Origin of the sequence: Sulfitobacter sp. THAF37 (assembly GCF_009363555.1) — a bacterium.
Lineage (GTDB): Bacteria > Pseudomonadota > Alphaproteobacteria > Rhodobacterales > Rhodobacteraceae > Sulfitobacter.
This window is the reverse complement of sequence record NZ_CP045372.1, coordinates 2,594,575-2,617,235: the sequence shown is the minus strand read 5'-3', so window position 1 is coordinate 2,617,235 and position 22,661 is coordinate 2,594,575. Positions and strand designations below refer to the sequence as shown.

The 22,661-nt window shown below is 65.0% G+C and carries 22 protein-coding genes and 1 tRNA gene; 7 read left to right on the top strand and 16 right to left on the bottom strand.

Annotated features, from left to right (window positions below):
- Positions 1 to 94: 94 nt before the first annotated feature.
- Together FIU94_RS12810 and xth are read left to right on the top strand one after the other, a co-directional pair.
- On the top strand, positions 95 to 418 hold the full coding sequence (locus FIU94_RS12810) for an iron-sulfur cluster assembly accessory protein (RefSeq protein ID WP_152466160.1): 324 nt from the start codon (positions 95 to 97) through the stop codon (positions 416 to 418).
- Positions 419 to 485: 67 nt separating this feature from the next.
- Entirely contained in the window at positions 486 to 1,268 is a 783-nt protein-coding gene (xth, locus tag FIU94_RS12805) for an exodeoxyribonuclease III (protein WP_152466159.1), read from the top strand.
- 237 nt (positions 1,269 to 1,505) lie between these two features.
- On the opposite strand, the gene FIU94_RS12800 is transcribed toward xth, so the two are convergent.
- From FIU94_RS12800 to FIU94_RS12785, 4 genes are all read right to left on the bottom strand, one after another.
- Positions 1,506 to 2,090 (bottom strand): HNH endonuclease, encoded by a 585-nt coding sequence (locus FIU94_RS12800; RefSeq protein WP_152466158.1) that lies wholly within the window; start codon positions 2,088 to 2,090, stop codon positions 1,506 to 1,508.
- 125 nt (positions 2,091 to 2,215) lie between these two features.
- The gene (locus tag FIU94_RS12795; protein ID WP_152466157.1) at positions 2,216 to 2,881 is read right to left on the bottom strand and encodes an alpha/beta hydrolase; all 666 of its coding nucleotides are present in this window, start codon (positions 2,879 to 2,881) and stop codon (positions 2,216 to 2,218) included.
- Positions 2,878 to 3,513, bottom strand: coding sequence for a DNA-3-methyladenine glycosylase (locus FIU94_RS12790; RefSeq protein ID WP_152466156.1), 636 nt, complete (start codon positions 3,511 to 3,513; stop codon positions 2,878 to 2,880). Before FIU94_RS12790 ends, FIU94_RS12795 begins: the two co-directional genes overlap by 4 nt.
- On the bottom strand, positions 3,510 to 4,238 hold the full coding sequence (locus FIU94_RS12785) for a precorrin-6A/cobalt-precorrin-6A reductase (RefSeq protein ID WP_152466155.1): 729 nt from the start codon (positions 4,236 to 4,238) through the stop codon (positions 3,510 to 3,512). The genes FIU94_RS12790 and FIU94_RS12785 overlap by 4 nt, the downstream gene beginning before the upstream one ends.
- A 102-nt stretch (positions 4,239 to 4,340) precedes the next feature.
- On the opposite strand from FIU94_RS12785, the gene FIU94_RS12780 reads away from it, so the two are divergent.
- The gene (locus tag FIU94_RS12780) at positions 4,341 to 5,612 is read left to right on the top strand and encodes an MFS transporter (protein WP_152466154.1); all 1,272 of its coding nucleotides are present in this window, start codon (positions 4,341 to 4,343) and stop codon (positions 5,610 to 5,612) included.
- Positions 5,613 to 5,704: 92 nt separating this feature from the next.
- Here the strand turns inward: FIU94_RS12780 and FIU94_RS12775 are convergent, their stop codons facing one another.
- The 5 genes from FIU94_RS12775 to cysS are packed head-to-tail and all read right to left on the bottom strand — an operon-like array spanning position 5,705 to position 11,213.
- Positions 5,705 to 6,481, bottom strand: coding sequence for a squalene/phytoene synthase family protein (locus FIU94_RS12775; RefSeq protein WP_152466153.1), 777 nt, complete (start codon positions 6,479 to 6,481; stop codon positions 5,705 to 5,707).
- Entirely contained in the window at positions 6,481 to 7,227 is a 747-nt protein-coding gene (locus FIU94_RS12770) for a trans-aconitate 2-methyltransferase (RefSeq protein WP_254702536.1), read from the bottom strand. The genes FIU94_RS12775 and FIU94_RS12770 overlap by 1 nt, the downstream gene beginning before the upstream one ends.
- Complete coding sequence (locus FIU94_RS12765; RefSeq protein ID WP_152466152.1) at positions 7,217 to 8,197, bottom strand: alpha/beta hydrolase; 981 nt, start codon at positions 8,195 to 8,197, stop codon at positions 7,217 to 7,219. The genes FIU94_RS12770 and FIU94_RS12765 overlap by 11 nt, the downstream gene beginning before the upstream one ends.
- Positions 8,194 to 9,831, bottom strand: a complete 1,638-nt coding sequence (gene cimA / locus FIU94_RS12760; RefSeq protein WP_152466151.1) for a citramalate synthase — start codon at positions 9,829 to 9,831, stop codon at positions 8,194 to 8,196. Before cimA ends, FIU94_RS12765 begins: the two co-directional genes overlap by 4 nt.
- Positions 9,828 to 11,213: a cysteine--tRNA ligase gene (gene cysS / locus FIU94_RS12755; protein WP_152466150.1), complete on the bottom strand. Its 1,386-nt coding sequence runs from the start codon at positions 11,211 to 11,213 to the stop codon at positions 9,828 to 9,830. Before cysS ends, cimA begins: the two co-directional genes overlap by 4 nt.
- Positions 11,214 to 11,485: 272 nt before the next feature.
- On the opposite strand from cysS, the gene FIU94_RS12750 reads away from it, so the two are divergent.
- The gene (locus FIU94_RS12750) at positions 11,486 to 12,664 is read left to right on the top strand and encodes a pyridoxal phosphate-dependent aminotransferase (RefSeq protein WP_152466149.1); all 1,179 of its coding nucleotides are present in this window, start codon (positions 11,486 to 11,488) and stop codon (positions 12,662 to 12,664) included.
- An 81-nt stretch (positions 12,665 to 12,745) separates the two neighbouring features.
- On the opposite strand, the gene FIU94_RS12745 is transcribed toward FIU94_RS12750, so the two are convergent.
- A complete protein-coding gene (locus FIU94_RS12745) occupies positions 12,746 to 13,345 on the bottom strand; it encodes an outer membrane protein (RefSeq protein ID WP_152466148.1) in 600 nt (199 codons plus the stop codon).
- Positions 13,346 to 13,864: 519 nt separating this feature from the next.
- The gene (locus tag FIU94_RS12740; protein ID WP_254702535.1) at positions 13,865 to 14,122 is read right to left on the bottom strand and encodes a hypothetical protein; all 258 of its coding nucleotides are present in this window, start codon (positions 14,120 to 14,122) and stop codon (positions 13,865 to 13,867) included.
- Here FIU94_RS12740 and FIU94_RS12735 point away from each other — a divergent pair.
- The gene (locus FIU94_RS12735) at positions 14,110 to 14,367 is read left to right on the top strand and encodes a hypothetical protein (protein ID WP_152466147.1); all 258 of its coding nucleotides are present in this window, start codon (positions 14,110 to 14,112) and stop codon (positions 14,365 to 14,367) included. The two genes, FIU94_RS12740 and FIU94_RS12735, sit on opposite strands and share 13 nt — an antisense overlap.
- Positions 14,364 to 14,861, top strand: coding sequence for an RNA polymerase sigma factor (locus tag FIU94_RS12730; RefSeq protein WP_152466146.1), 498 nt, complete (start codon positions 14,364 to 14,366; stop codon positions 14,859 to 14,861). Before FIU94_RS12735 ends, FIU94_RS12730 begins: the two co-directional genes overlap by 4 nt.
- Before the next feature lie 800 nt (positions 14,862 to 15,661).
- Here the strand turns inward: FIU94_RS12730 and FIU94_RS12725 are convergent.
- Together FIU94_RS12725 and FIU94_RS12720 are read right to left on the bottom strand one after the other, a co-directional pair.
- A complete protein-coding gene (locus tag FIU94_RS12725; RefSeq protein ID WP_152466145.1) occupies positions 15,662 to 15,943 on the bottom strand; it encodes a hypothetical protein in 282 nt (93 codons plus the stop codon).
- A gap of 13 nt (positions 15,944 to 15,956) precedes the next feature.
- Positions 15,957 to 19,607, bottom strand: coding sequence for a vitamin B12-dependent ribonucleotide reductase (locus FIU94_RS12720; protein WP_152466144.1), 3,651 nt, complete (start codon positions 19,605 to 19,607; stop codon positions 15,957 to 15,959).
- Positions 19,608 to 20,435: 828 nt separating this feature from the next.
- On the opposite strand from FIU94_RS12720, the gene FIU94_RS12715 reads away from it, so the two are divergent.
- Positions 20,436 to 20,906 (top strand): N-acetyltransferase, encoded by a 471-nt coding sequence (locus tag FIU94_RS12715; RefSeq protein WP_152466143.1) that lies wholly within the window; start codon positions 20,436 to 20,438, stop codon positions 20,904 to 20,906.
- 179 nt (positions 20,907 to 21,085) lie between these two features.
- Here the strand turns inward: FIU94_RS12715 and FIU94_RS12710 are convergent.
- From FIU94_RS12710 to FIU94_RS12700, 3 genes are all read right to left on the bottom strand, one after another.
- Positions 21,086 to 21,162, bottom strand: a tRNA-Pro gene (locus FIU94_RS12710).
- A 423-nt stretch (positions 21,163 to 21,585) separates the two neighbouring features.
- Positions 21,586 to 22,089, bottom strand: coding sequence for a DUF192 domain-containing protein (locus FIU94_RS12705; protein WP_152466142.1), 504 nt, complete (start codon positions 22,087 to 22,089; stop codon positions 21,586 to 21,588).
- Entirely contained in the window at positions 22,047 to 22,586 is a 540-nt protein-coding gene (locus FIU94_RS12700) for a cold-shock protein (RefSeq protein ID WP_152467045.1), read from the bottom strand. Before FIU94_RS12700 ends, FIU94_RS12705 begins: the two co-directional genes overlap by 43 nt.
- Positions 22,587 to 22,661 lie beyond the last annotated feature (75 nt).

Here is a 22,661-nt window from a genome sequence, read left to right as displayed (position 1 = left end):
CTGGCCGGTCCTTGTAGCCTGTCCTGCGGACTTCTATATTGAAGCTGACCGGGGATGGAAACCGGCCCTGAAACGCCCTGATCGGAGATGTGCCATGAACATGCCGCCCAAAGTCACCTCCCGCGCTTTCGAACGCCTGGCCGAGATCGGCGCAGGCGATCAGGGCAAGGCGCTGCGCGTCGCCGTCGAAGGGGGCGGATGCTCGGGGTTCCAATACGACATCGCGCTCGACGAACCGACGGAGGACGATCTGGTGCTGGAAGGGTCCGGGCAGAAGGTCGTGGTGGACAGCGTATCGCTGCCCTTCCTCGCCAACGCGGTCATCGACTTTTCCGAAGAACTGATCGGCGCGCGTTTCACGATTGAGAACCCCAACGCCACCTCGGCCTGCGGCTGCGGCACCTCCTTTTCCATGTGATCCCCCTGCCCCTTGCCCCCTCGCGCCGGATCGGCGATAGCAGGGACAGCCTGCAGGGAGCGCGCGGATGAAGATAGCCACCTTCAACATCAACGGCATCAAGGCACGGGCCGAGGCGCTGCCCGCCTGGCTGGACGAGGCGCAGCCCGACGTGGTGCTGCTGCAAGAGATCAAGTCGGTCGACGACGCCTTCCCGCGCGACCTCTTCGAGGATCGCGGTTACAACGTGGAAACCCACGGCCAGAAATCCTTCAACGGCGTGGCGATCCTGTCGAAACACCCGCTGGAGGACGTGACCCGCGGCCTGCCCGGCGACGATGACGACGACCAGTCCCGCTATATCGAGGCGACCGTCATGGGCGATCACGCGGCGCTGCGCATCTGCGGGCTCTACCTGCCGAACGGAAACCCGGCGCCGGGGCCCAAGTTCGACTACAAGCTAGCGTGGATGGACCGGCTGCGCGCCCGCGCCGAAAGCCTGCTGGCCGCGGAAACGCCGTTCCTGATGGCGGGAGATTACAACATCATCCCGCAGGCCGAAGATGCCGCAAAACCCGAAAGCTGGCGCGACGACGCGCTGTTCCGCCCCGCGTCGCGCGAAAAATTCCGCCGCCTGCTGAACCTCGGCCTGACGGACGCCTTCCGCGCCCGCACCCAAGGGCCCGGACACTACAGCTTCTGGGACTACCAGGCGGGCGCGTGGAACCGCAACAACGGCATCCGAATCGACCATTTCCTGCTCTCTCCGGCCTGCGCCGACTGGCTGCGCGACTGCCAGATCGACCGGGACGTGCGCGGTCGCGAAAAACCCTCCGATCACGTGCCCGTCTGGGTCGATCTGGATTTCTGACCGCCTCTCCCGGGTCCGGAGCCGCCCTTGCTTGAGCACCGAAGGGCATGCGGAGGACGGCGGGGCAAGCAAAATCGACGCGGGGCCCCGCTTGCGGGGATACGGCTATTTTACTTGCCGCGACGGCGGCCGCCTGCCAGCACGGGGATCAATCAAGGACGGCGCCGTTCCCCGGGGACGGTGAGACCCGCAGCGCAAAATCAATAATCGCATGCGCGCGCAGCGCGCGCCTTCGGATCACGCTTCCAGTTCCGCGTCCCAGTACAGGAAATCCATCCAGCTCTCGTGCAGATGGCCCGGCGGAAACTTCCGGCCCATATTGCGCAGCTCCTCCGCGCCCGGCTGGCGCGGCGGCTTGCGCAGGGACAGCCCCGTCTGATGCAGCGCCTTCGATCCCTTGCGCAGGTTGCAGGGCGAACAGGCCGCCACCACGTTCTGCCAGGACGTCACCCCGCCACTGGCGCGCGGCACCACATGGTCGAATGTCAGATCCCCCCGCGCGCCGCAGTACTGGCAGCGGAATTCATCCCTCAGAAATAAATTAAAGCGCGTGAAGGCCACGCGCTTTTGAGGTTTTACGTAATCTTTCAGAACGACCACCGAGGGGATCCTGATCTCGGTCGAGGGGCTTCGGACCACTTCGTCGTATTCGGCAACGATATCGACCCGGTCCAGCCACTTCGCCTTGATCGCCTCCTGCCAGGGCCAAAGCGACAGCGGATAGTAACTGAGCGGTCGGTAATCGGCATTCAATACCAGCGCGGGCCTGTGTTTCAGCCCCGCCGGCTGCCTGGTGAATTCGGTCCTGAAATCGCCGTCCATGTCCGGTATCGTCCCCTGCCCGTTTAATCTGACTATATCTCGTGGTTTCGCTCTGGCAAGCCCAAGCGTGGCACAAGATGTCGCGGACAGCAGTAGACCGGAAAGGTGACAGTTTTATAACCGTTTCAAAGCCCCAGCTTGTCGCGCATGAAGGCCAGCGCCACGCTCAGCCCGTCAGGCGCGATGCCGTGGCCGGTGCCTTTCATCACATGGGCATAGACGTCCTGCCATCCCGCCTCCTGCAGCGCCTCGGCGGCCTGCGGCAGCGATTGCGGCGGCACCACATCGTCGGCGTCGCCATGCACCAGCAGCACCGGCGGACGGACCACCGCCTCGTCTTTCAGCAGGTCGGGGGACAGCAGCCGCCCGGAAAACGCGACAACCCCCGCCACTTCGTCCTCGCGGCGCGGCGCCACATGCAAGGCCATCATCGTGCCCTGCGAAAAACCAAAGAGCACAACCTGTTCGGGCAGCACGTCTTCGTCCACCATCAGCGCATCCAGAAAGGCGTTGAGGTCGGCCACCGCCTGCCTCATCCCGCGCTCGGATTCCTCTTCGGACGACCCGTCGAGCCAGGGGATCGGGAACCACTGGTACCCTGTCGGCATGCCCGGCACCGTCTCCGGCGCGTCGGGGGCGACGAACAAGGTGTCGGGCAGGTGTTCGCTCAAGGGATCGGCCAGCCCCAAAAGGTCCGCACCATTGGCCCCGTAGCCATGCAGAAAGACGACAACCGATCGCGTGTCCCCCGATGCCGGCGCGCGGCGTTCTGCGTTCAATACTCGTGTCATCCCAACCCTTCCCTGTTCTTCAGCTGTCGGTAGTAGGCAAATAGCGCGCGGGCCGCAACCGACCGCCAGGGCGACCAGTCTTGCGCCAGCACGGCCAATGCGTCCGCCGTCGGACGCGCGGGCAGATCGAACAGCGCCCGCGCCGCTTCCTGCTGGGCCAGGTCGCCGGGCGCGAAACCATCGGCCCGGCCAAGCGCGAACATCACGTAGATCTGCGCCGTCCAGGGGCCGATGCCCTTTTGCGCGCGCAGCACCGCCTCCGCCTCGGCGTCCGGCATCGCGGTCAATGCGTCAAAGTCGATGTCCGCCTGTGCCAGCGCCGCGACATAACGTGCCTTCGGTCGGCTGAGACCAGCGGCGCAGAGTGCCGCTTCGTCGACCGCCCGGATGGCGGCCGCATCGCGCAGTCCCGCCGCGTGCAGCCGCGCACGGATCGCATCGGCAGAGGCGACGCTGACCTGCTGGCTGACGATGATCTCCATCAGCGCGGCAAATCCGGGCTGCTTCAGCCGCAGCGGCAGCGGGCCGACAGAGGCCAGAACCGGCGCGAATCGCGGCTCGCGCGCGGCCAGCCATTCGGCCCCTTCGGCCAGGTCCGCGGCCGTCCGGATGATGCGGCCCGGCCCGCTCACAGGGACGCGGCCCAGTCCAGCACCGCATCCACCTGCGTCAGCACCTGCGCGCCGTCAGGCAGCGGCGGTCTGGCGATCAGGATCACCGGCAGGTTCAGCGCCAGGGCCGCGTCCAGCTTGGGGCGGCTCGGCCGGCCGCCCAGGTTGCGGCAGATCAGCATATCGACAGCCAGTTCGCGGAACAGCGCCTCTTCCTGCGCGGCGTCGAAGGGCGGGGTCCCGAACACCGCCTCGACGAAATCATAGGGCGGCCTCCGGTCGTGCCGCGTCGTCTGGCGCAACAGCAGCCGTGCGCCGGGAAAGGCCGCGTATTGCGCCAGACTGTCCCAGCCGGTGGCAGAGAACACCCGCGCCCCCTGCCCGATCAGCGGCAGGGCAGCGGCCACATCCGGCACCTCTCGCCAATTCGCGGCTTCCAGGTCCCAGCCCGGGCGCGACAGGCTGACAAAGGGCCGTCCGGCGATCTGCGCGGCGGCATGGCCCGTGCGGCTCATAAGGCCGTCGAATCCGTGGCTCGCGTCGATCACGGCGTCGACCTGTGCCATCTCTGCCGCCAGCCGCGCCGGATCGTCGAATGTCGTCAGGCGGCAGGGCACCGGCATCGGATCTGGCCCGCGCGGCGGCTCTGACACCAGGGCCTGTACCGTCACGCCCCTGTCGCGCAGGGCCTCGGCGACCCGGCGCGCCTCGGCGCTGCCCGCGAGAAGGAGGATTCTGAGTGTCATGGGCCGACATTAGCCAGCCATCACGCATGAGCAAGGGGCCGCCGGGGCTTGCCCCCCGTCTCCGCCGGGAGTACGCCTTGCCTCAACCAAAGGACGAGCAGCATGATCGACGACAGCCGCGCGAAACGCAATGTAACCATTCTTGTGCTGGCGCAGGCGCTTCTGGGCGCTCAGATGCCGATGCTTTTCGTGGTGGGCGGGCTTGCCGGGCAGTCGCTGGCCAGCAACGTCTGCTTTGCCACGCTGCCGATCTCGATGATCGTGCTGGGGTCGATGCTGTCGGCGACACCGGTTTCGGCCATCATGCAACGCTTTGGGCGGCGCGCGGGGTTCTTTCTGGGCACCGCGGGCGGGGCGCTGGGGGGCGCGGTGGGGGCCTACGGGCTTTACGTGGCCTCCTTTCCGATCTTCCTGGTCGGGTCGCTGCTGACCGGCATCTACATGTCCGCGCAGGGTTTTTACCGTTTCGCCGCCGCCGATACGGCATCGGACGACTTTCGGCCCAGGGCCATCTCATATGTCATGGCGGGCGGGCTGATCTCGGCCGTCATCGGACCCCAGATCGTGAAATGGACCGCGGATGCCTATGTGATCCCCTTCCTCGGGACCTATGTGGCGGCTATCGGCGTCAACGTGGTGGGCAGCCTGCTTTTCCTCTTTATCGACATCCCGAAACCGCCGGTACCGGCCCAGGATGCCCCGCGCGGGCGCAGCCGGTTGGACCTGATCCGCACCCCCCGCATCGCCGTCGCCGTGATCTGTGCCACGGTGTCCTATGCGCTGATGAACCTGGTGATGACCTCGACCCCGCTGGCCGTGGTCGGCTGCGGGTTGAGCGGCGACCTGCTGGGACCGGGGGCCACCGCCGGCATGACCGAGACGGAGCGGCTCAAGTCCTTCCTCGACATCGCGTCGAATGTGGTCACCGGCCATGTGCTGGCGATGTTCGCGCCGTCCTTTTTCACCGGGCATCTGATCGGGCGCTTCGGGGTAGAGCGGATCATGGGGCTGGGTATCCTCATCCTGGGGATTGCGGGCGTGGTGGCGCTGCAGGGCGTGGCGCTGGAGAACTTCTATATCGCGCTGGTCCTGCTGGGGCTGGGCTGGAACTTTGGCTTCATCGGGGCCACGACCATGCTGGCCGGGGCGCATGCCCCGCACGAACGGGGGCGGATGCAGGGGCTGAACGATCTGATCGTCTTTGGCGGCGTCACCATGGCCTCGCTGGCGTCGGGCGGGTTGATGAATTGCTCGGGCGGCTCGCCTGCCGAGGGCTGGGCGGCGGTGAACTGGGCGATGATCCCGTTCCTTGTCCTTGCGGGCGGATCGCTGACCTGGCTGGTGATACGGCGCGGAACCCAGGCGACCGCCTGAAGCGGACACCGGTGCCTTGCGGGCCGTCGCACGCGGTGGCGCGCGGTGCCGGACATGGCAGAAACAGACAGGCCGCCTACCAGCGTCCCGTTCTACCAGCGTCCGGTCAGCGCCCGCCACGCCAGACGCCGCTGATCGCGCGGTTCGGGGTCGGGCAGTCTGGCGTCGGCCACGGCGGCGGGATCGGCGGTGGCGGCCCTGAGGATCGCATCCGCCTGCCCCACATGCCACAGGGCCGCGCGGGCCGGTTTCGACACGGCACCACGGTTGGCCCGCGCCCGAGCCAATCTCTCCTGCGCGCCGCGGGCAAGCGCCCTGACCCCTTCGGTGGTGCCGTCCAGCAGCGGCACCCGGCCCGCCGTCTCCAGCTCGGGGATGGCGCGCAGCCATGCGGCGATGCCCGCGCCATACGCCGCATCGCGCACCACGGCTTCATCCGCCTGCCCCAGCCTGCGGGCCGCAACCCAGGTCAGATTGCCCGAGGTCTGGTCCATGTAGCGCGCGAAATGCGCTGCGTCCTCGAAAGGATCGCGGTAGATGTCCCAGCGCCGCGCCGCGACGAGTTCGTCCAGAAGGCGCGCGTCGTCAGCCGTGATCGCCTCGGCCAGCGGGGTGGCGACCTCGTGACGCCGCACCGGCCCGCCCTGGGCGATCTCTTCACAGACGTCGCGCCACCATTGCAGGCGCATCTCGGCAATCATGCTTTCCTGCGTGACCCAGGGCGCGCGGGCGACTTCGATGTTGAAGGCATAAAGCGGGAACAGCACGCGCCGCGCCGCCACGGGTGCGGCCATCGCCGCGCGGAACCGCGGCGGGTCGCCCCGTTCGACCAGCGCCGCGCTGGCGTTCAGATCATCGCCAAAGCCCATCAGCGGCCCGCGGGCGCCGGTTTGGCCAATGGCCGCACGAGGCTGAGAAGATAGCCGAATTCGTCACTGTGCGCGCGCCAGCAGGCGGCCTCTTCCTCCGCCTCGTCCAGCACCGCGGCAAGGGCCGCGTCGGCATTGGGGCGCAGGGCCGCGATGCGCGCCTCGATGGGCCCGAAGTAGCCTTCCCAGGCGGCGTTCGACAACCTGCGGATCGCCACCGTCTCGTAGCCCGCCGCCGCAACCCGGGCGGCGATGCCATCGGCATCGGTCATCGCGGGGTGCTGCCGCCACAACGCCTCTGCCCTGGCCGTGGGTGTTTCGGTGAACCAGCAGGCCTCGGAAAAGGCGACCATTCCGCCGGGGCGTATCGCCTTGCGCCAGGCGGTCAGCGCCTCTGTCACACCGATGAAATAGACCGCGCCCGCGCACCAGATGAAATCATAGTCGTTGTGGATCGCGGCCATATCGGCGCGCAGCAGCGTCACGCGCGGATCGTCCTGCCAGCGCGCACGGGCCGCGTCCACGAAATGCGCGGTCTTGTCCAGCGCGGTCACATGCCCGTCCGGCGCGGCCTTTAGCAGGGCGGCGATGTCGCCGCCGGGGCCACAGGCCACATCCGCCATCCGGGCGTTCGGCGGCAGATCGGCCCGCGCGGCGGCCCAGGCGACATCCGCCGCCTCGCCCGGCCCTTCGCGCGGCAGGTCGCGGTGCAGCTGGAAAAACGCGGTCATGTCGTCAGAGTGCATCGAGAAAGTCCTCTATGGCGGCGGCGGTTTCCGGGGCGTCGACGATATCCAGATGGCCAATATCGGGGACCAGCAGGTAGCGGCCCCTGTCCGTCGCCGTCTCCATCGTGGGTTGGTAGGCGGCGGCGTCAAAGGCTTCGTCCGCCGTGCCCGCCACCAGCAGGAACGGCGGAAGCGCCTTTACGTCGGCCAGGTAATCGCCGCGCGGCGCGTAGGATGTATTCAGCCGGTAGGAATAGGCGGTTGTCGCTGTACGGCCCAGCGGTCCGTCCAGCACCTCCTGCGGGATGTTGAACTGAATCACGGCAAGATGGTTCAGCGCCGAAATGCCCGCCGCGTTCAGCATGCTCAACCCGATCAGCCGCCGGGTCAGCGGCTGCGCCCAGCCGCCGGAGTTAGGCCGCGTGGGCGGGGCATCGTGTTTCAGGAACGGCGCCAGCAGCACCGCCCCGTCGAGCATCTGGCCATGCGGGCCCCCGGCAAAGCGCACCACAAGCCCCCCGCCAGAGGAATGGCCGCCCAGAACGATCTTCTGTCCCGGCCTTCGGCGCGCCGCGATGAGATCGGCCAGGTCATCCTCGAACTGTCCGATATAGTCCAGATCGCCCCGCCTGCCCGGTTCCGCCCCGTGCCCGCGCAGATCGGGCACCAGCACGTCCGCCCGCGCCGACAATCGGCGTGCAAGGCGGTCGAACTGCAACCCGTGCCAGCCCGACCCGTGGACCAGCACCAGCAAGGGCGCGCCCTCGCGCCCGCTGTCGTAGGACCGGAGCTGCATCTCGAACCCGTCGCGCAGGGGGAGTGTTTCCTGCGGCTGCGCAGCCGCGCCTGCCGCCGACAGCGGCCCGCTGAAATCAAGTCCCGCCGCCCCGCCGCGCGGACCGGGCCGCTGGGACGCGATCAGGATCAGGGCAATCGCGCCGGTGATCGCAACCGAAATCGCGACGAATTTGAGGACCGTAAAGATCATGCCTGCTGGTCTTTCAGGTCACGGATAAGCTTCCAGCGGATCGCGTCCAGCAGCGCCTCGAAACTGGCGTCAACGATGTTGGCGCTGACCCCCACGGTGGACCAGCGGTTGCCCTGCCCGTCCTCGCTGTCGATGATCACGCGGGTCACGGCCTCGGTGCCGCCCTGGGTGATGCGCACCTTGAAGTCGATCAGGCGCATGTCTTCGATCAGCGCCGAATATTGCCCCAGATCCTTGGCCAGCGCCTTGGACAGCGCATTGACCGGGCCGCGGTCGTTGCCGTCCTCGTCCATCGATTCGCTGACCGACAGGCGTTTTTCGCCATCGACCTTGATCACCACAACGGCCTCAGAGACAGAGACCATCCTGTTGTACTTGTTCTTGCGCCGTTCGACCGTGACACGGTAGCGTTTGACTTCGAAAAGGTCCGGCATCTGGCCCAGTGCGTCGCGCGCCAGCAGTTCGAAACTGGCCTGCGCCGTGTCATAGGCATATCCCAGCGCCTCGCGCGCCTTGACCTCTTCGAGGATCCGCGCAAGCGCCGGATCGCCCTTGGCCACGTTCAGCCCCGCCTCCGCCAGACGGCGGCGCAGGTTGGACTGGCCCGCCTGGTTCGACATCGGGATGATGCGGCTGTTGCCCACGGTCGCCGGTTCGATGTGTTCGTAGGTGCTGGGGTCCTTCAGGATCGCGCTGGCATGCAGCCCCGCCTTGTGCGCAAAGGCCGACGCCCCGACAAAGGCGGCCTGTTTCTGCGGCACGCGGTTGAGGATCTCGTCCAGCATCCGGCTGGTGCGTGTGAGCGTCTTGAGCGCCGCAGGGGTGATGCCGGTCTCGTACCGGCTGGCATAGGGTTCCTTGAGCATCAGGATCGGGATCAGCGCCGTCAGGTTGGCGTTGCCGCAGCGTTCGCCCAGCCCGTTCAGCGTGCCCTGGATCTGGCGCGCGCCCGCGTCCACGGCGGCCAGGGTGCAGGCCACCGCGTTGTCGGTGTCGTCATGGGTGTGAATGCCCAGACGGTCGCCGGGGATGCCCGCCGCGATCACCTCGGCGGTGATCCGGCCCACCTCTACCGGCAGGGTGCCGCCATTGGTATCGCACAGCACGATCCAGCGCGCCCCGGCGTCCAGCACGGTGCGCAGGCAGGACAGGGCATAGTCCGGGTTTGCCTTGTACCCGTCGAAGAAGTGTTCGGCGTCAAACAGCGCCTCGCGGCCCGAAGCCACCAGGTGGGCCACGCTGTCGCGCAGCAGCGTCAGGTTTTCGTCCAGCGTGATGCCAAGCGCGCGGGTGACGTGGAATTCATGGCTCTTGCCCACCAGACAGACGCTGGCCGTTCCCGCGTTCATCACCGCCGCCAGCACATCGTCGTTCTGCGCCGAGATGCCCAGCCGCTTGGTCATGCCAAAGGCGGTCATCCTGGCCCGTGTCTTGGGTGCCGCATCGAAAAAGGCGTTGTCGGTGGGGTTCGCACCGGGCCAGCCCCCTTCGATGTAATCCACCCCCAGCGCGTCCAGCGCACGGGCGATCTGCTGTTTCTCATCCGTCGAGAACTGCACATCCTGCGTCTGCTGCCCGTCGCGCAGGGTGGTATCGTAGATATAGAGACGGTCCTTCCCGGCGGGCGCGCTCACAGCACACCGTCCAGACCTGTGCCGTCAAAGCCCGGCGGCGCCTTCAGCTTGACCCCGTCCTTGCCCATCTGCACTTCGATCCCCAGATCGGTCAGCGCCTTCTTGATCCGGTCCACCTCGGCGAAATCCTTGGTTTCCATCGCAGTCACCCGCGCATCGCTGAGGAAGGCTTCAACATCGGTCAGGTCGAACGCCTGTTCCACCGCCCAGTCGGGGATCTGGCCCGCCAGCAGGCCCAGCAGCGTCAGGGTGCCGCGCAGCCCCTCGATGTCGTTGTCGCCAGACAGCCGGTGGCACAGGGTCAGCACCCCGTGGGTGTTCAGATCGTCGGCCAGCAGATCGACCGCCTCCTGCGGCGGTTGGCTGGTCTGTGCGCCGGCGACCTGGGTGTACCATTTGCGCAGCACGCGCTCGGCCTCCTCGCGCTTCTTGTCGGTCCAGTCCATCGGCTTGCGGTAGTGCGTGGACAGAAAGACAAAGCGGATCACCTCGCCCGGCACGCCCTGCTCAAGCAGATCATGCAGGGTAAAGAAGTTGCCCAGCGACTTGGACATCTTGCGCCCCTCGACCTGCAACATCTCGTTGTGCATCCAGACATTGGCAAAGCCGTGGCCCGCGCAGGTCGACTGGGCAATCTCGTTTTCATGGTGCGGAAAGGTCAGGTCGTTGCCGCCGCCGTGGATGTCGAAGGTATCGCCCAGCAGGGCATCGGCCATGGCGGAGCATTCGATGTGCCAGCCGGGGCGGCCCCGGCCCCAGGGGCTGTCCCAGCCCGGCGTGTCCGCATCCGAAGGCTTCCACAGGACGAAGTCGAGCGGGTCTTCCTTGTAGGGCGCGACTTCGACCCGTGCCCCGGCGATCATGTCGTCCACCGACCGGCCCGACAGCGCGCCGTAGGCGTCATAGGACCGGACCCGGAACAGCACGTGGCCTTCGGCGGCATAGGCATGATCACGCGCGATCAGATCCTCGATCATCGCGATCATCTCGCCGATATAGGCGGTGGCGCGGGGCATGGCGCGGTCGTGCGCTTCGCCCTTCAGCGATGGCTCCAGCGCGCCCACCGCCGCCATGTCGTCCAGAAACCAGCGCGTCGTTTCGGAAGTGATATCCCCGATCGGCCGCCCGCTTTCTGCTGCCCGCGCGTTGATCTTGTCGTCCACATCCGTGAAATTGCGCACGTAGCTGACATGCGCCGGGCCGTAGACGTACCGCAGCAGCCGGTAGAGCAGATCAAACACGATCACGGGGCGGGCGTTGCCGATGTGCGCGCGGTCATAGACCGTGGGGCCGCAGACATACATCCGCACGTCATCGGCGGAAATCGGGACGAATTCCTCGCGCTTGCGGGTCTTGGTGTTGTACAGTCTGATGGTGGTCATTGGTCGTCCTCGGCCAGGTCTGGCGCGGGATGCCACATCTGGTTCAGAATGAAAACGACATGAGCACGCCCGCGAGAATTCTCAGCAGGTAATAATGATGCGCGTGGTGCAGGTCATCGTGGTCATGGCGATGGGGTACGCCCAAGCGGGTCCCAGGTCAAGGCTGATTGATTGACAAACCCCTCCGGCTCTGCGCCCCTGCCCGCGCCATTGAACGCGTCCGGGCGCGCGCAATGGGACACAAGGTGCGCGACAATCAAAGGAGACATCCCATGCAGGCATCACATCGCATCAGCCACATCCTGGGTGGAGGATCGGACGGCTGGGGCGTTTTTTCCAAGGCGCGCCGGATGATCGCGGAGGGCACGCCGGTGACAGAACTGACCATCGGCGAACACGACATCCGCACCGCGGCCCCGATCCTTCAGGACATGCACCGCGCGGCGATGGAGGGGCATACCGGCTATGCCGCCGTCCCGGGCACCGCGTCGTTGCGCGACCGCGTCGCCGCCCGGGTCACGCGGCGGACGGGCGTGCCGACAACGCGCGAGAACGTGATGGTAACACCGGGCGGTCAGGCGGGGCTTTACGCGACCCACGTGGCCTGTTGCGACGCGGGCGATACCGCGCTTTTCATCGACCCCTATTATGCCACCTACCCCGGCACGATCCGGGGTGCCGGGGCCGAACCGCTGGCGGTGGCCGCGCGCCCCGACGCGGGGTTCCAGCCCCGCGCCGCGGACATCGCGGCAGTGGCAGACGGGGCGAAATCCCTGCTGATCAATTCGCCCAACAACCCCACCGGCGTGGTCTATACCCGCGAAACGCTGGAGGGGATCGCGCAGGTCTGCACAGCGCATGGCCTGTGGCTGATCTCGGACGAGGTCTATGACACGCAGGTCTGGGCGGGCGAACACATCAGCCCCCGCGCGCTGCCGGGCATGGCGGAGCGGACGCTGGTGATCGGCTCCATGTCGAAATCCCACGCCATGACAGGCTCGCGCTGCGGCTGGATCGTCGGCCCGGTCGAGATGATCGAGCACCTGACCAACCTCGCGACGCACACCACCTACGGCGTGCCGGGGTTCATCCAGGATGCTGCCGTCTTTGCGCTTGATCAGGGGGAGGCCTTCGAAGCCGAAATCGGCGAACCCTTCCGCCGCCGCCGCGCGCTGGCGCATGATATCCTGGCCGGACAGAATGCGGTGACGCTGGTGCCATCGGACGGTGCGATGTACCTGATGCTGGATGTGCGCAGCACCGGGTTGAGCGGCGAAGCCTTTGCCGACGCGCTGCTTGAGACGCATCACATCGCGGTGATGCCGGGCGAGAGCTTTGGCGCCGCCGCCGCCGGACATCTGCGGGTTGCAATGACGGTGGACGACACCCGCTTTGCCGAGGCGCTGCAGACGCTCTGCGCTTTCGCACGGGATCGGGCCAAGGCGGCCTGAGGCCAAGGCGAACACCAGATCGTCGCCCACGAAAAAGGCCGGGGTGATACCACCCCGGCCCTTTTTTTAGGCGTTCACCAATCAGAAGCGCAGCGAACCGCGCACCGTGAAGGTGGTTGCATCCGCGTCCGCGCCTGCGACACCGCCAAGGTCATCGAACTTGTGGTGCAGCAGTTCGGCACCGACGGTGTAGCTGTCGGTGATCTTGTAGGTCGCACCGACACCGGCAAAGGGACCGGTTTCGTCACCCACGGACGTGTCCGCGCGTGCCGCACCCGCTGTCGCGTAGATCAGCGTGTTGCCCAGGTCATAGCCGCCCTTGAGCTTCAGGCGTGCCACCGAATCGACATTCGCGGCGCCGCCGTTCAGATCGACATCGGTCTTGTCGTAGTCCACTTCGCCGCCGATCACGTAATCGCCGAAGTCATAGTCGTAGCCGGCGTGGAAACCGTAGGTTCCGTTGTCGCCGTCCAGCACGCCGGGGCCGTCGACATCCGCATAGCCCAGCTGCAGACCGGTGTAGAAGCCGGTCCAGTCGTCGGACACGGCAACCGGTGCGGGGGCCGGTGCATAGACGGGTTCCTCCACAACCGGCTCAGCCAGGTTGCCTGCGTAGGCCGCGCTGCCCATGGCCGCCGTTGCCGCCAGTGTCATTGCGCTGATCTTTGTAAACTTTTTCATGTTCTGCTCCTTGGCACTTCTCTTTTCTTCACCCGCGAGACGCGGCTGTTGAATGAACCCGCTACATAGACATTTGTTGCCGGATGTCTGCTCACGCCGTCGCGATGAGCCGGAACCTGCGCAACCGGGCGATTGCAGTCGGCCAATTTCAGCGCAGGGCAAGAAATGCCGGGAACCTTTTGAACGCGCAATAAAATTGCTGCCGCCGCCTGGGTCGCAGACGCTTGGCCCGGGCGCAAAGGGACCGGACGCGCCGGCAGCGGCAGGTCCTGCCCTCGATGAGGTTGCAGCCGAACGCAGGTCAAAGGTGATGTGCCAAAGGTGTTGGCGGGCCTGGGCCTTGCCTCGGCACCGGGCAGACGGTGAGCCGGATGCGGCGCTGAGGCGGCGGGTCAGGAAACATCTGCCCGCCTGACGCGCCCTGCGCGGAAACGGCAAGCCCGGTGCCGCGGCACCGGGCTTGCGGGGCATGGGGGTCCTTGGTCTGCCGCGCCCCGGATGCCCCTGTTCGGGTGGGCGTCAGCCCTCTTCGCTGGCGGGCATCATTCCGGCTTCCTGAGCGGACACAAGCTCTGCCTTGTCCAGCGCGCCGTCGGCGTTCAGATCCATCGCCGAAAACTGCTCTGCCGTGATGTCAGGGTAGACCGCCTGCACTTCCGTCACGCTGAGCAGGCCGTCGCCGTTCGTGTCCATTTCGGCCACGCCGGTTGCCATCGCGTAGGCGGGCATGCACAGCGCGGTCAGGGCGGCGAAGGTGAACTTGGTTGTCTTGGTCATGGGATACTTCCTTTTTTCGGTTTGTGTTCGAAGGTCTTGCTGCCTTCGATGGGATAGATGCAGCAGGGGCGGTTTGCGTTCATGCCGGTCCGTCCACGCGCGAAGCCCTGCCGATCGGGCGCCGCCGCATGGGCAAGCCGCCGCCCAAAAAGCCGTGGTTCGGCGGCTCGGCGGAAACACCCGCATTGGTTGTTGCCGCGGGCGCGGGCATGCTGCGGAAAAAACGAGATGAGGCATTCCGATGACAGAAACAGCCGCGACGCCCTGCGCGCTTTCCCCCCTGTTGCCCCGCCTGCGTGCCCGTGCCCGCAGGCTGACCCGCTCGGCCGAGGAGGCCGAGGACCTGGCCCAGGAGGTGGCGCTGAAGATGTGGCAACTGCTGGCGGAGGACACCCGGATCGACGCGCCGGACCGCTATGCGATGATCATGCTGCACAACCTCGCACGGTACCGCTGGCGCGGCGCGCGCCGGACCGAGGAACTGACCGAAGACATGGTGGTGACGGCGCCGCTAGGCCCGGCCCGGCTGGCCTGCGCGGAGCTGCGCGCCGCCATCGCGCGGCTGCCCCGCGACCAGCGCGCCTGCATGGAAATGATCGTGGCGGGCGACACAAGCCCTCAGGTGTTGGCGGCAAAGCTGCGGGTGCCGCAGGGTACGGTCATGTCGCGGCTGGCGCGCGCCCGGGCGAGCCTGCGGCAGCAGATGGCGCTTGAGGGGTCGGTGACGGAGTTGCTGTGAGCGCGGACCGGGGGCCAGCCCCCGGACCCCCGGTGTTATTTTCGGAACAATGAAGCCGGGGGCGCGCGCATGTCGGGATGTCGGTGAGGCGTTGGACAAAGGCAGCCCGCAGCCGCCTGAACAGAAAAATGGAGAGCCGAAGCTCTCCTCTAGTTTCGCCGTTCCGATTGCGTTTGCCTTGAAAACGCAATCTCCCCTGACAGAGGCCTTTTCCTTCAAAAGGCCGGAGTCAGCCCGCATCCTTCTGAACAGAAAAAAGGAGAGCCGAAGTGCCCCTTTAGTTTCGCCGTTCAGATTGCGTTTGCCTTGAAAACGCAATCTCCCCTGACAGAGGCCTTTTCCTTCAAAAGGCCGGAGTCAGCCCGCATCCTTCTGAACAGAAAAAAGGAGCACCGAAGTGCCCCTTTAGTTTCGCCGTTCCGATTGCGTTTGCCCTTCAAACGCGATCTCCCCTGACAGAGGCCTTTTCCTTCAAAAGGCCGGAGTCAGCCCGCATCCTTCTGAACAGAAAAAAGGAGAGCCGAAGCTCTCCTCTAGTTTCGCCGTTCCGATTGCGTTTGCCCTTCAAACGCGATCTCCCCTGACAGAGGCCTTTTCTTTGAAAAGGCCGGAGTCAGCCCGCATCCTTCTGAACAGAAAAAAAGGAGCACCGAAGTGCCCCTTTAGTTTCGCCGTTCAGGCTCAATTTGTTAACCGCTCGATGTTTGTTTGCCTGCGGCCTGAACGTCGTCCAGAGCACGCGCACGCGCTCCGTGTCTGCGCCGACAGCCGCCGCATGGCCGCTGTCGGGAAGGCCGGGTTCAGGCGTCGGGCACCGGACCGGAGGTGACGAACTCGACCCTGCGCGTGTCCTTGAAGGCCTTGCGCACCATAATCGAGAACGTGCCTTGCGGTGCTTCGACCGACCCTGCCCCTTCGACCGCTTCGATCTCGTCGAAAACGTCCTGGGGCAGCACCGCCTCGCCCGATCCGGAACGCTTTTCCGGTGTCGTTGTGACGGTCACCGTGACCGTCATCGGCTCGGTCGTCCTGGCGCCCATGGTGATCCTGGCGTTTTCGAATTCACGTTTTTCTTCTGGCATCTTTCCGTTTCCCTTAGCTGCAGCCACTGGTGCCACCACATGTATTGCACTTCATGCAGGTCCCGTTGCGGACCAGCGTGTAGTTCCCGCATTCGCCGCAGGCCTCGCCCTCGTAGCCCTGCATCTTGGCCTTGGTGCGCGCATCGAGGCTGGTCGGCGCGCTGGCGGCAGCGGTGCTGGCGGCCATGGCGACGGCGGCGCTGCCGTCGACCTGGGGCGTGGCGGCGGCGACGGCGGCTGCCATCTCGCGCTGGCCGCCCTGCAGTACCACCAGTTCCTGCGGCAGGCGGTTGCGCAGATAGCCGGTGGAGCTGATCTGGCGCAGCACTTCGAGGCTCTTGGTCGCGGCAGTTTCAGAAAGCTCCGAGACATTCGCCACGCCTTCTTCCTCGTCGCCCCGACCCAGATCGTCGAATGTGGCACCTTCGGGCTTCACATGCGCGAGATCGGTCCGGTCCAGGTAGCTGACCGCCAGTTCGCGGAAGATATAGTCGAGAATCGAGGTCGCGTTCTTGATGCTGTCGTTGCCCTGGACCATGCCCGCCGGTTCGAACTTGGTGAAGGTGAAGGCATCGACGAATTCCTCCAGTGGCACGCCGTACTGAAGCCCGACGGAGACCGCGATGGCGAAGTTGTTCATCATCGCGCGGAAGCCCGCGCCTTCCTTGTGCATGTCGATGAAAATCTCGCCCAGCTTGCCGTCGCCGTATTCGCCGGTGCGCAGGTAGACCTTGTGCCCGCCCACGTTGGCCTTCTGGGTATAGCCCTTGCGGCGCTGGGGCATCTTTTCGCGGTGCGACTTGACGATTTCCTTGACGATCACCTTTTCGACGATCTTTTCGGCCAGCACGGTCGCCTTTTCCTGCATGGAGCCGCTTTCCAGCACCTCTGCCGCCTCGTCGTCGTCCTCCACCAGGGCCGCCGCCAGCGGCTGGCTGAGCTTGGAGCCGTCGCGGTAAAGCGCATTCGCCTTGATGCCGAGGCTCCAGGACAGTTCATAGGCCTGCTGGCAGTCCTCGATGGTGGCGTCGTTGGGCATGTTGATCGTCTTGGAAATCGCGCCCGAGATGAAGCTTTGTGCCGCCGCCATCATGTAGATGTGGCTGTTCACGCTGAGGAACCGCTTGCCCTTCTTGCCGCAGGGGTTGGCGCAGTCGAAGATGCCGTAATGCTCCGGCTTGAGGTGCGGCGCGCCTTCCAGGGTCATCGTGCCGCAGACGTGGTCGTTGGCCGCCTCGATGTCCTTGCGGGAGAACCCAAGGGACTTCAGCAGGTCGAAGGTCGGGTCGTTCAGCTTGTCCGCCGGGATGCCCAGCACATTCTTGCAGAACGCCTCGCCCAGGGTCCACTGGTTGAAGACAAAGCGGATGTCGAAGGCCGAGGCCAACGCCGCGTCCACCTTGGCCAGCTCATTGGGGCCGAAACCGTGGCCCGCCAGCGAGGTGTGGTTGATCCCCGGTGCGTTGCCGATGGTGCCATGGCCCACGGCGTAGGACACGATTTCCTCGATCTGGGCGGAGCCGTAACCGAGCTTTTCCAGTGCCGCCGGAACGCTTTGGTTGATGATCTTGAAGTAGCCGCCGCCGGCCAGCTTCTTGAACTTCACCAGGGCAAAGTCGGGCTCGATGCCGGTGGTGTCGCAGTCCATCACCAGGCCGATGGTGCCGGTGGGCGCAATGACCGAGACCTGCGCGTTGCGGTAGCCGTGCTGCTCGCCCAGGGTCAACGCCTCGTCCCAGGTGGACATCGCCACGTCGATCAGGCCGGGCTGAGGGCAATTCGCGTGGTCGAGCGGGACGGGCTTGACCGACAGCAGTTCGTAGCCGGTGTCGTTGCCGTGGGCCGCGTTGCGGTGGTTGCGGATGACGCGCAGCATGTGGCTGCTGTTCTTGTCGTATCCGGGAAAGGTCCCCAGCTCGCCCGCCATTTCCGCGGAGGTGGCGTAGGACACGCCGGTCATGATCGCTGTCAGCGCCCCGCAGAGGCTGCGGCCCTCGTCGCTGTCGTAGGAATAGCCCATGTTCATCAGCAGACCGCCGATGTTCGCATAGCCCAGACCCAGGGTGCGGAAGTCATAGGACCGCTGCGCGATCTCCTTGGACGGGAACTGCGCCATCATCACCGAGATTTCCAGCGTCACGGTCCAAAGACGCGCGGCGTGCATGTAGTCCTCGACGTTGAACACGCCGTCCTCAAGGAAGGTGAGCAGGTTCATCGACGCCAGGTTGCAGGCGGTATCGTCCAGGAACATGTATTCCGAGCAGGGGTTCGAGCCGCGGATCGCGCCGTCTTCGGGGCATGTGTGCCAGTCGTTGACGGTGTCGTGGTACTGGATGCCCGGATCGGCACAGGCCCAGGCGGCATGGCCGACCTGCGCCCAGAGGTCGCGGGCGCGGATGGTCTTGGCCACCTTGCCGGTCGTGCGGTCGGTCAGTTCCCAGTCCGCGTCCTTTTCGACAGCGGTCAGGAAGGCGTTGGTCACGCGGATCGAGTTGTTGGAGTTCTGGCCGGAAACGGAGTTGTAGGCCTCGGAGTCCCAGTCGGTGTCATAGGTCGGGAATTCGATGCTGGTGTGGCCCTGCTTGGCATAGTCCAGCACGCGCTTCACGTAGGTCTCGGGGATCGCGACCTTCTTGGCTTCGCGGATCGCCTGTTTCAGCGCGTCGTTCTTGGCCGGGTCATAGGCATCCGCCACTGCCCCGTCCCATTCCTTGATCGCCTTGAACAGAAGGTTCAGCTTCTCTTCGTGCATCTTGGAGCCGGCGACGATGGACGCGACCTTCTGCTCTTCGAGCACCTTCCAGTTGATGAATTCCTCGATGTCGGGATGGTCGGCATCGACGATCACCATCTTGGCCGCGCGGCGCGTGGTGCCGCCCGACTTGATGGCGCCGGCTGCACGGTCGCCGATCTTGAGAAAGCCCATCAAGCCGGACGACTTGCCACCGCCCGACAGTTTCTCACCCGCCGCACGCAGCGAGGAGAAGTTGGTGCCCGTTCCCGAGCCGTATTTGAAAAGCCGCGCCTCGCGGACCCACAGGTCCATGATGCCGCCATCGCCCACCAGGTCGTCCTGAACGGACTGGATGAAGCAGGCGTGCGGCTGCGGGTGTTCGTAGGAAGACTTGGACCGGGTCAGTTTGCCGGTCTTGTAATCGACATAGTAGTGGCCCTGCGCGGGACCGTCGATGCCATAGGCCCAGTGCAGGCCGGTGTTGAACCACTGGGGCGAGTTCGGCGCGGCGCGCTGGCTGGCCAGCATGTGGCGCATCTCGTCAAAATAGGCGCGGGCGTCTTCCTCGGTGGTGAAATAGCCACCCTTCCAGCCCCAATAGGCCCAGGCCCCGGCAAGGCGGTCAAACACCTGCTTGGACGAGGTCTCGCCGCCCATTTCGGCCCCTTCGGCGGGGACCGAGCGCCACAGGAACTCGGGCACGCCCTTTTCCTTGACCTTTTTCAGTTCAGAGGGAACGCCGGCCTTGCGGAAATATTTCTGCGCGATGACGTCGCTTGCGACCTGGCTCCAGCTGGAGGGCACCTCGACATTGTCGAGCTTGAACACGGTGGAGCCGTCGGGATTGCGGATCTCGGATACCGTGGTGATGAAATCCAGCCCCGCGTATGCATCTTTGCCTGCGGTCGTAAACTGACGTTCAATCTTCATTTCTTACTGCCTCATTCCAGCGTTTACAAAATTCGGAAAACCGCCCGTCATTGCAGACCGTCCCCACCCCGTGTGCCGTCGATCAGGGCGCAGATTGACCAAGCGCCGGGAGGTATCCGCCCCCGGCAGTCTTGCAGCATCGACCGTTAATCCGTCTTGGTGCCTGTCATCTGCCCTGATGCGCCTTTGAAGCGTTTACCACTACATCTTGTGGCGTCATCGTCGGCCTGCACAACCTGACGTATTGAGGGGTCTGGGGTCAACGGACTTTTTTGAAATTTCGCCAAAGATTTTCGTTGACCAAATCCAGTTTGTTTGGGTCCGCAGGCGAGCCGCGATTCACAAGGTTAATATCCCCAGCCCCCCTGTTTCGAGGGAGAGCCCGCCCAGGCCGTCAAACTGCAAATGGTTGGGTGGGTTTAGGCCTGTACGCTCACCCTTTGGCTGAACTTATCCACAGGCTGCCTGTGTGAAAGTCACCTGCAATCGAGGCCCCGCAGACCGGGTGCAAAAAATTCGGGCGGTTTTGCAGAACTGTCACGTTGATCTGATCCACGACGCAGAATCAGTGGCAATTTCGCACCGCATCTGGGCGGGCATTCAGATCTGGACACCAGATGTAGGGATCACGCGACACCGCGACCGGGGCGATTCCGCCCGCTGCGCGTGCAGCCTGCGGATGGAGGCGATTCAGATGTGGTTGCAGAGCGGCACAGGGTTTGTCCCGTTCGCCCGTACTCAACACGAATCCTGTCCGGGGTGCCGCAGCCCGAGGGGGCAGCTATGCGGACATTGCAGACACAGCCATGACCTGAGAAGGTTCGTGGCATGAAATTGCCCGACCTTCCTCCTGATATGAAATTCCCTCGGCTTGGCACCCATCCCGGCGATATTGCCTTTGCTTTCGAAGCTAAACGAGCGGCCATGGGACCGCACATAATCAAACGCTGGCCTTGGGATGAAGCATTCCAACGGGACCTGCATGAGCGTCATTACAGCGAGAAGCCATTTTTCGAGATAAGGCGCTCGGAGCAGAGGCTTGGAACGCTATCGCTTCAGCGGCAGTCGGATCACGTGCGTCTCGGAGAGTTCTATTTGTTCCCAGAGCATCAAGGCCAGGGAGCTGGTTCGACTATTCTCGCGCACTGTCTCGCAGTGGCCGACAGCCTGCAGTTACCTGTTAGGTTGGAGTACTTGCACTGGAACCCGGTAGGCTCGCTCTACCGGCGGTATGGCTTCAAAGAGATCAGTCGTTCCGGGATCCACTGCTTCATGCAGCGAGAAGCTGTCGACTTGTAGGCGCGCTACGGGCTCGAAGTTGACCTTCAGATTTTCATGAAGCGGCGCACCCGCGCGGCAGGTGCAGATAAAGAGTTTGCCCTCTAGCGGCGGGCAAACCGAGCCAGGGGGCAGCGGCACCCAAAGGGCATTTCGTGCCCCGAAAGAACAAATGCCCTAACGATCGACAAGTGGTGAAGTGGTCGGAGCGAGAGGATTCGAACCTCCGACCCCCTGTACCCAAAACAGGTGCGCTACCAGGCTGCGCCACGCTCCGACCGGGCCTCTTTAGTCGCTGTGTCCGTGAAAGAAAAGAGCTAGATTGCGCGCCCTAGGTCGTGTTGACATTCATTGTCGCCCACCCGCGCGAGACGGATTTTGCCGCTGGCGCCCTGATGTGAGCGCAGCAATGTGATCATTGGAAGCGAACATCCGGGAGGACAGAGGCAAAATCCGCCGCGCCCCGAAGGGGTTTCGCCAAAATTGCCCATTTCCGCGTTACAGCGTCCCGCCTTTACTTTAAAAATAAATCACGTCGCCAATGTCCCGAGAGCGCGTAGCGCGCAGGGTATTGGCGCTTCAATTTCAAGGCGGGGCGCGCAAAGAGAGCTTGAAATAGCTGGCTATTCCTGCGCGCTCTTGCCTGGAATTGAGCAATTTTGGACTGAAACGGGTGGGCGAAAATGAAAGTCAATACGACCTAGCAAGGCCAGGCCGCTTCATCGGGCGAAAACGCCGGATGGCGCAGCCGGGTCCCTTCGGTGATGCCCAGCCGGCGTGCCAGCCCGCCGTTGATCTCAAGCACGGCAAGGACGTTGTCGCCGCCGAAGATGGAGGTTTCGTCCAGCGGCACGGCCTCGTGGTGAATGTGCGTCACGGTACCGCTGGCGTCCACGAACAGCATGTCGAGCGGGATCAGCGTGTTGCGCATCCAGAAGCTGGCGCGCCGTGGCGCGGGATACACGAACAGCATGCCCGAAGAGACCGGCATCGCTTCGCGCCCCATGAGGCCCCGCGCCTGTTCCTGCGGCTCGTCCGCGATTTCCACGTTGAAACGCACGCTGCCCCAGTCGCCCCGCAGCATCACGGTGTCCTCGCGGCAGGCGCTTTCGGCCCATGCCCCGACCGCACTCAGCGCCAGCGCCGCCAGCGTGGCGGCGATCAGTCCCGGTCTTCGTCGCGGGGCGTCAATACTGTTTCCCATGCCTGCACCTCTGCGGCCATCTTGCCGCGTGTACCATCAATCACCCGCATCGCCAGCGCCTCGCCGGGTTGCAGATCGGACAGACCCGACTGCCGCAACACCTCGATATGCAGGAACACATCCTCCGGCTTGCCGAACACATTGGCAAAGCCGAACCCCTTGGATTTGTCGAACCACTTGACCCGCGCCGGCAACAGCGGCGCCGCCGCGACCTCCTCCCGGTCGCGCCTGATGATGTCTGGCAGCGCCGCGGACTGGGCGTTCTCGGGTGGGTGAATTGCCCGCACCTGCGTCGCCTGCACGCCGCGTTCGGTGCGGTGGGCCAGCACCTCTACCCGCGCCCCGTCGGCCACCGAGCTTTGCCCGAAGTTGCGCAGCACGTTGACATGCAACAGGATGTCCGGCCCGCCGGTATCGGCCACGACAAAGCCGAACCCCTTGGCCGGATCGAACCATTTCACAACACCGGAAACCGGCGTCCCTTCGGGCGTTTCGATGCCCTGTTCGGGGGGAGTGTCGCGATGGTCCTGCACGTCTGTCCTCTGTCGGTCGCTTTCGCCCCGGGCGGGCTG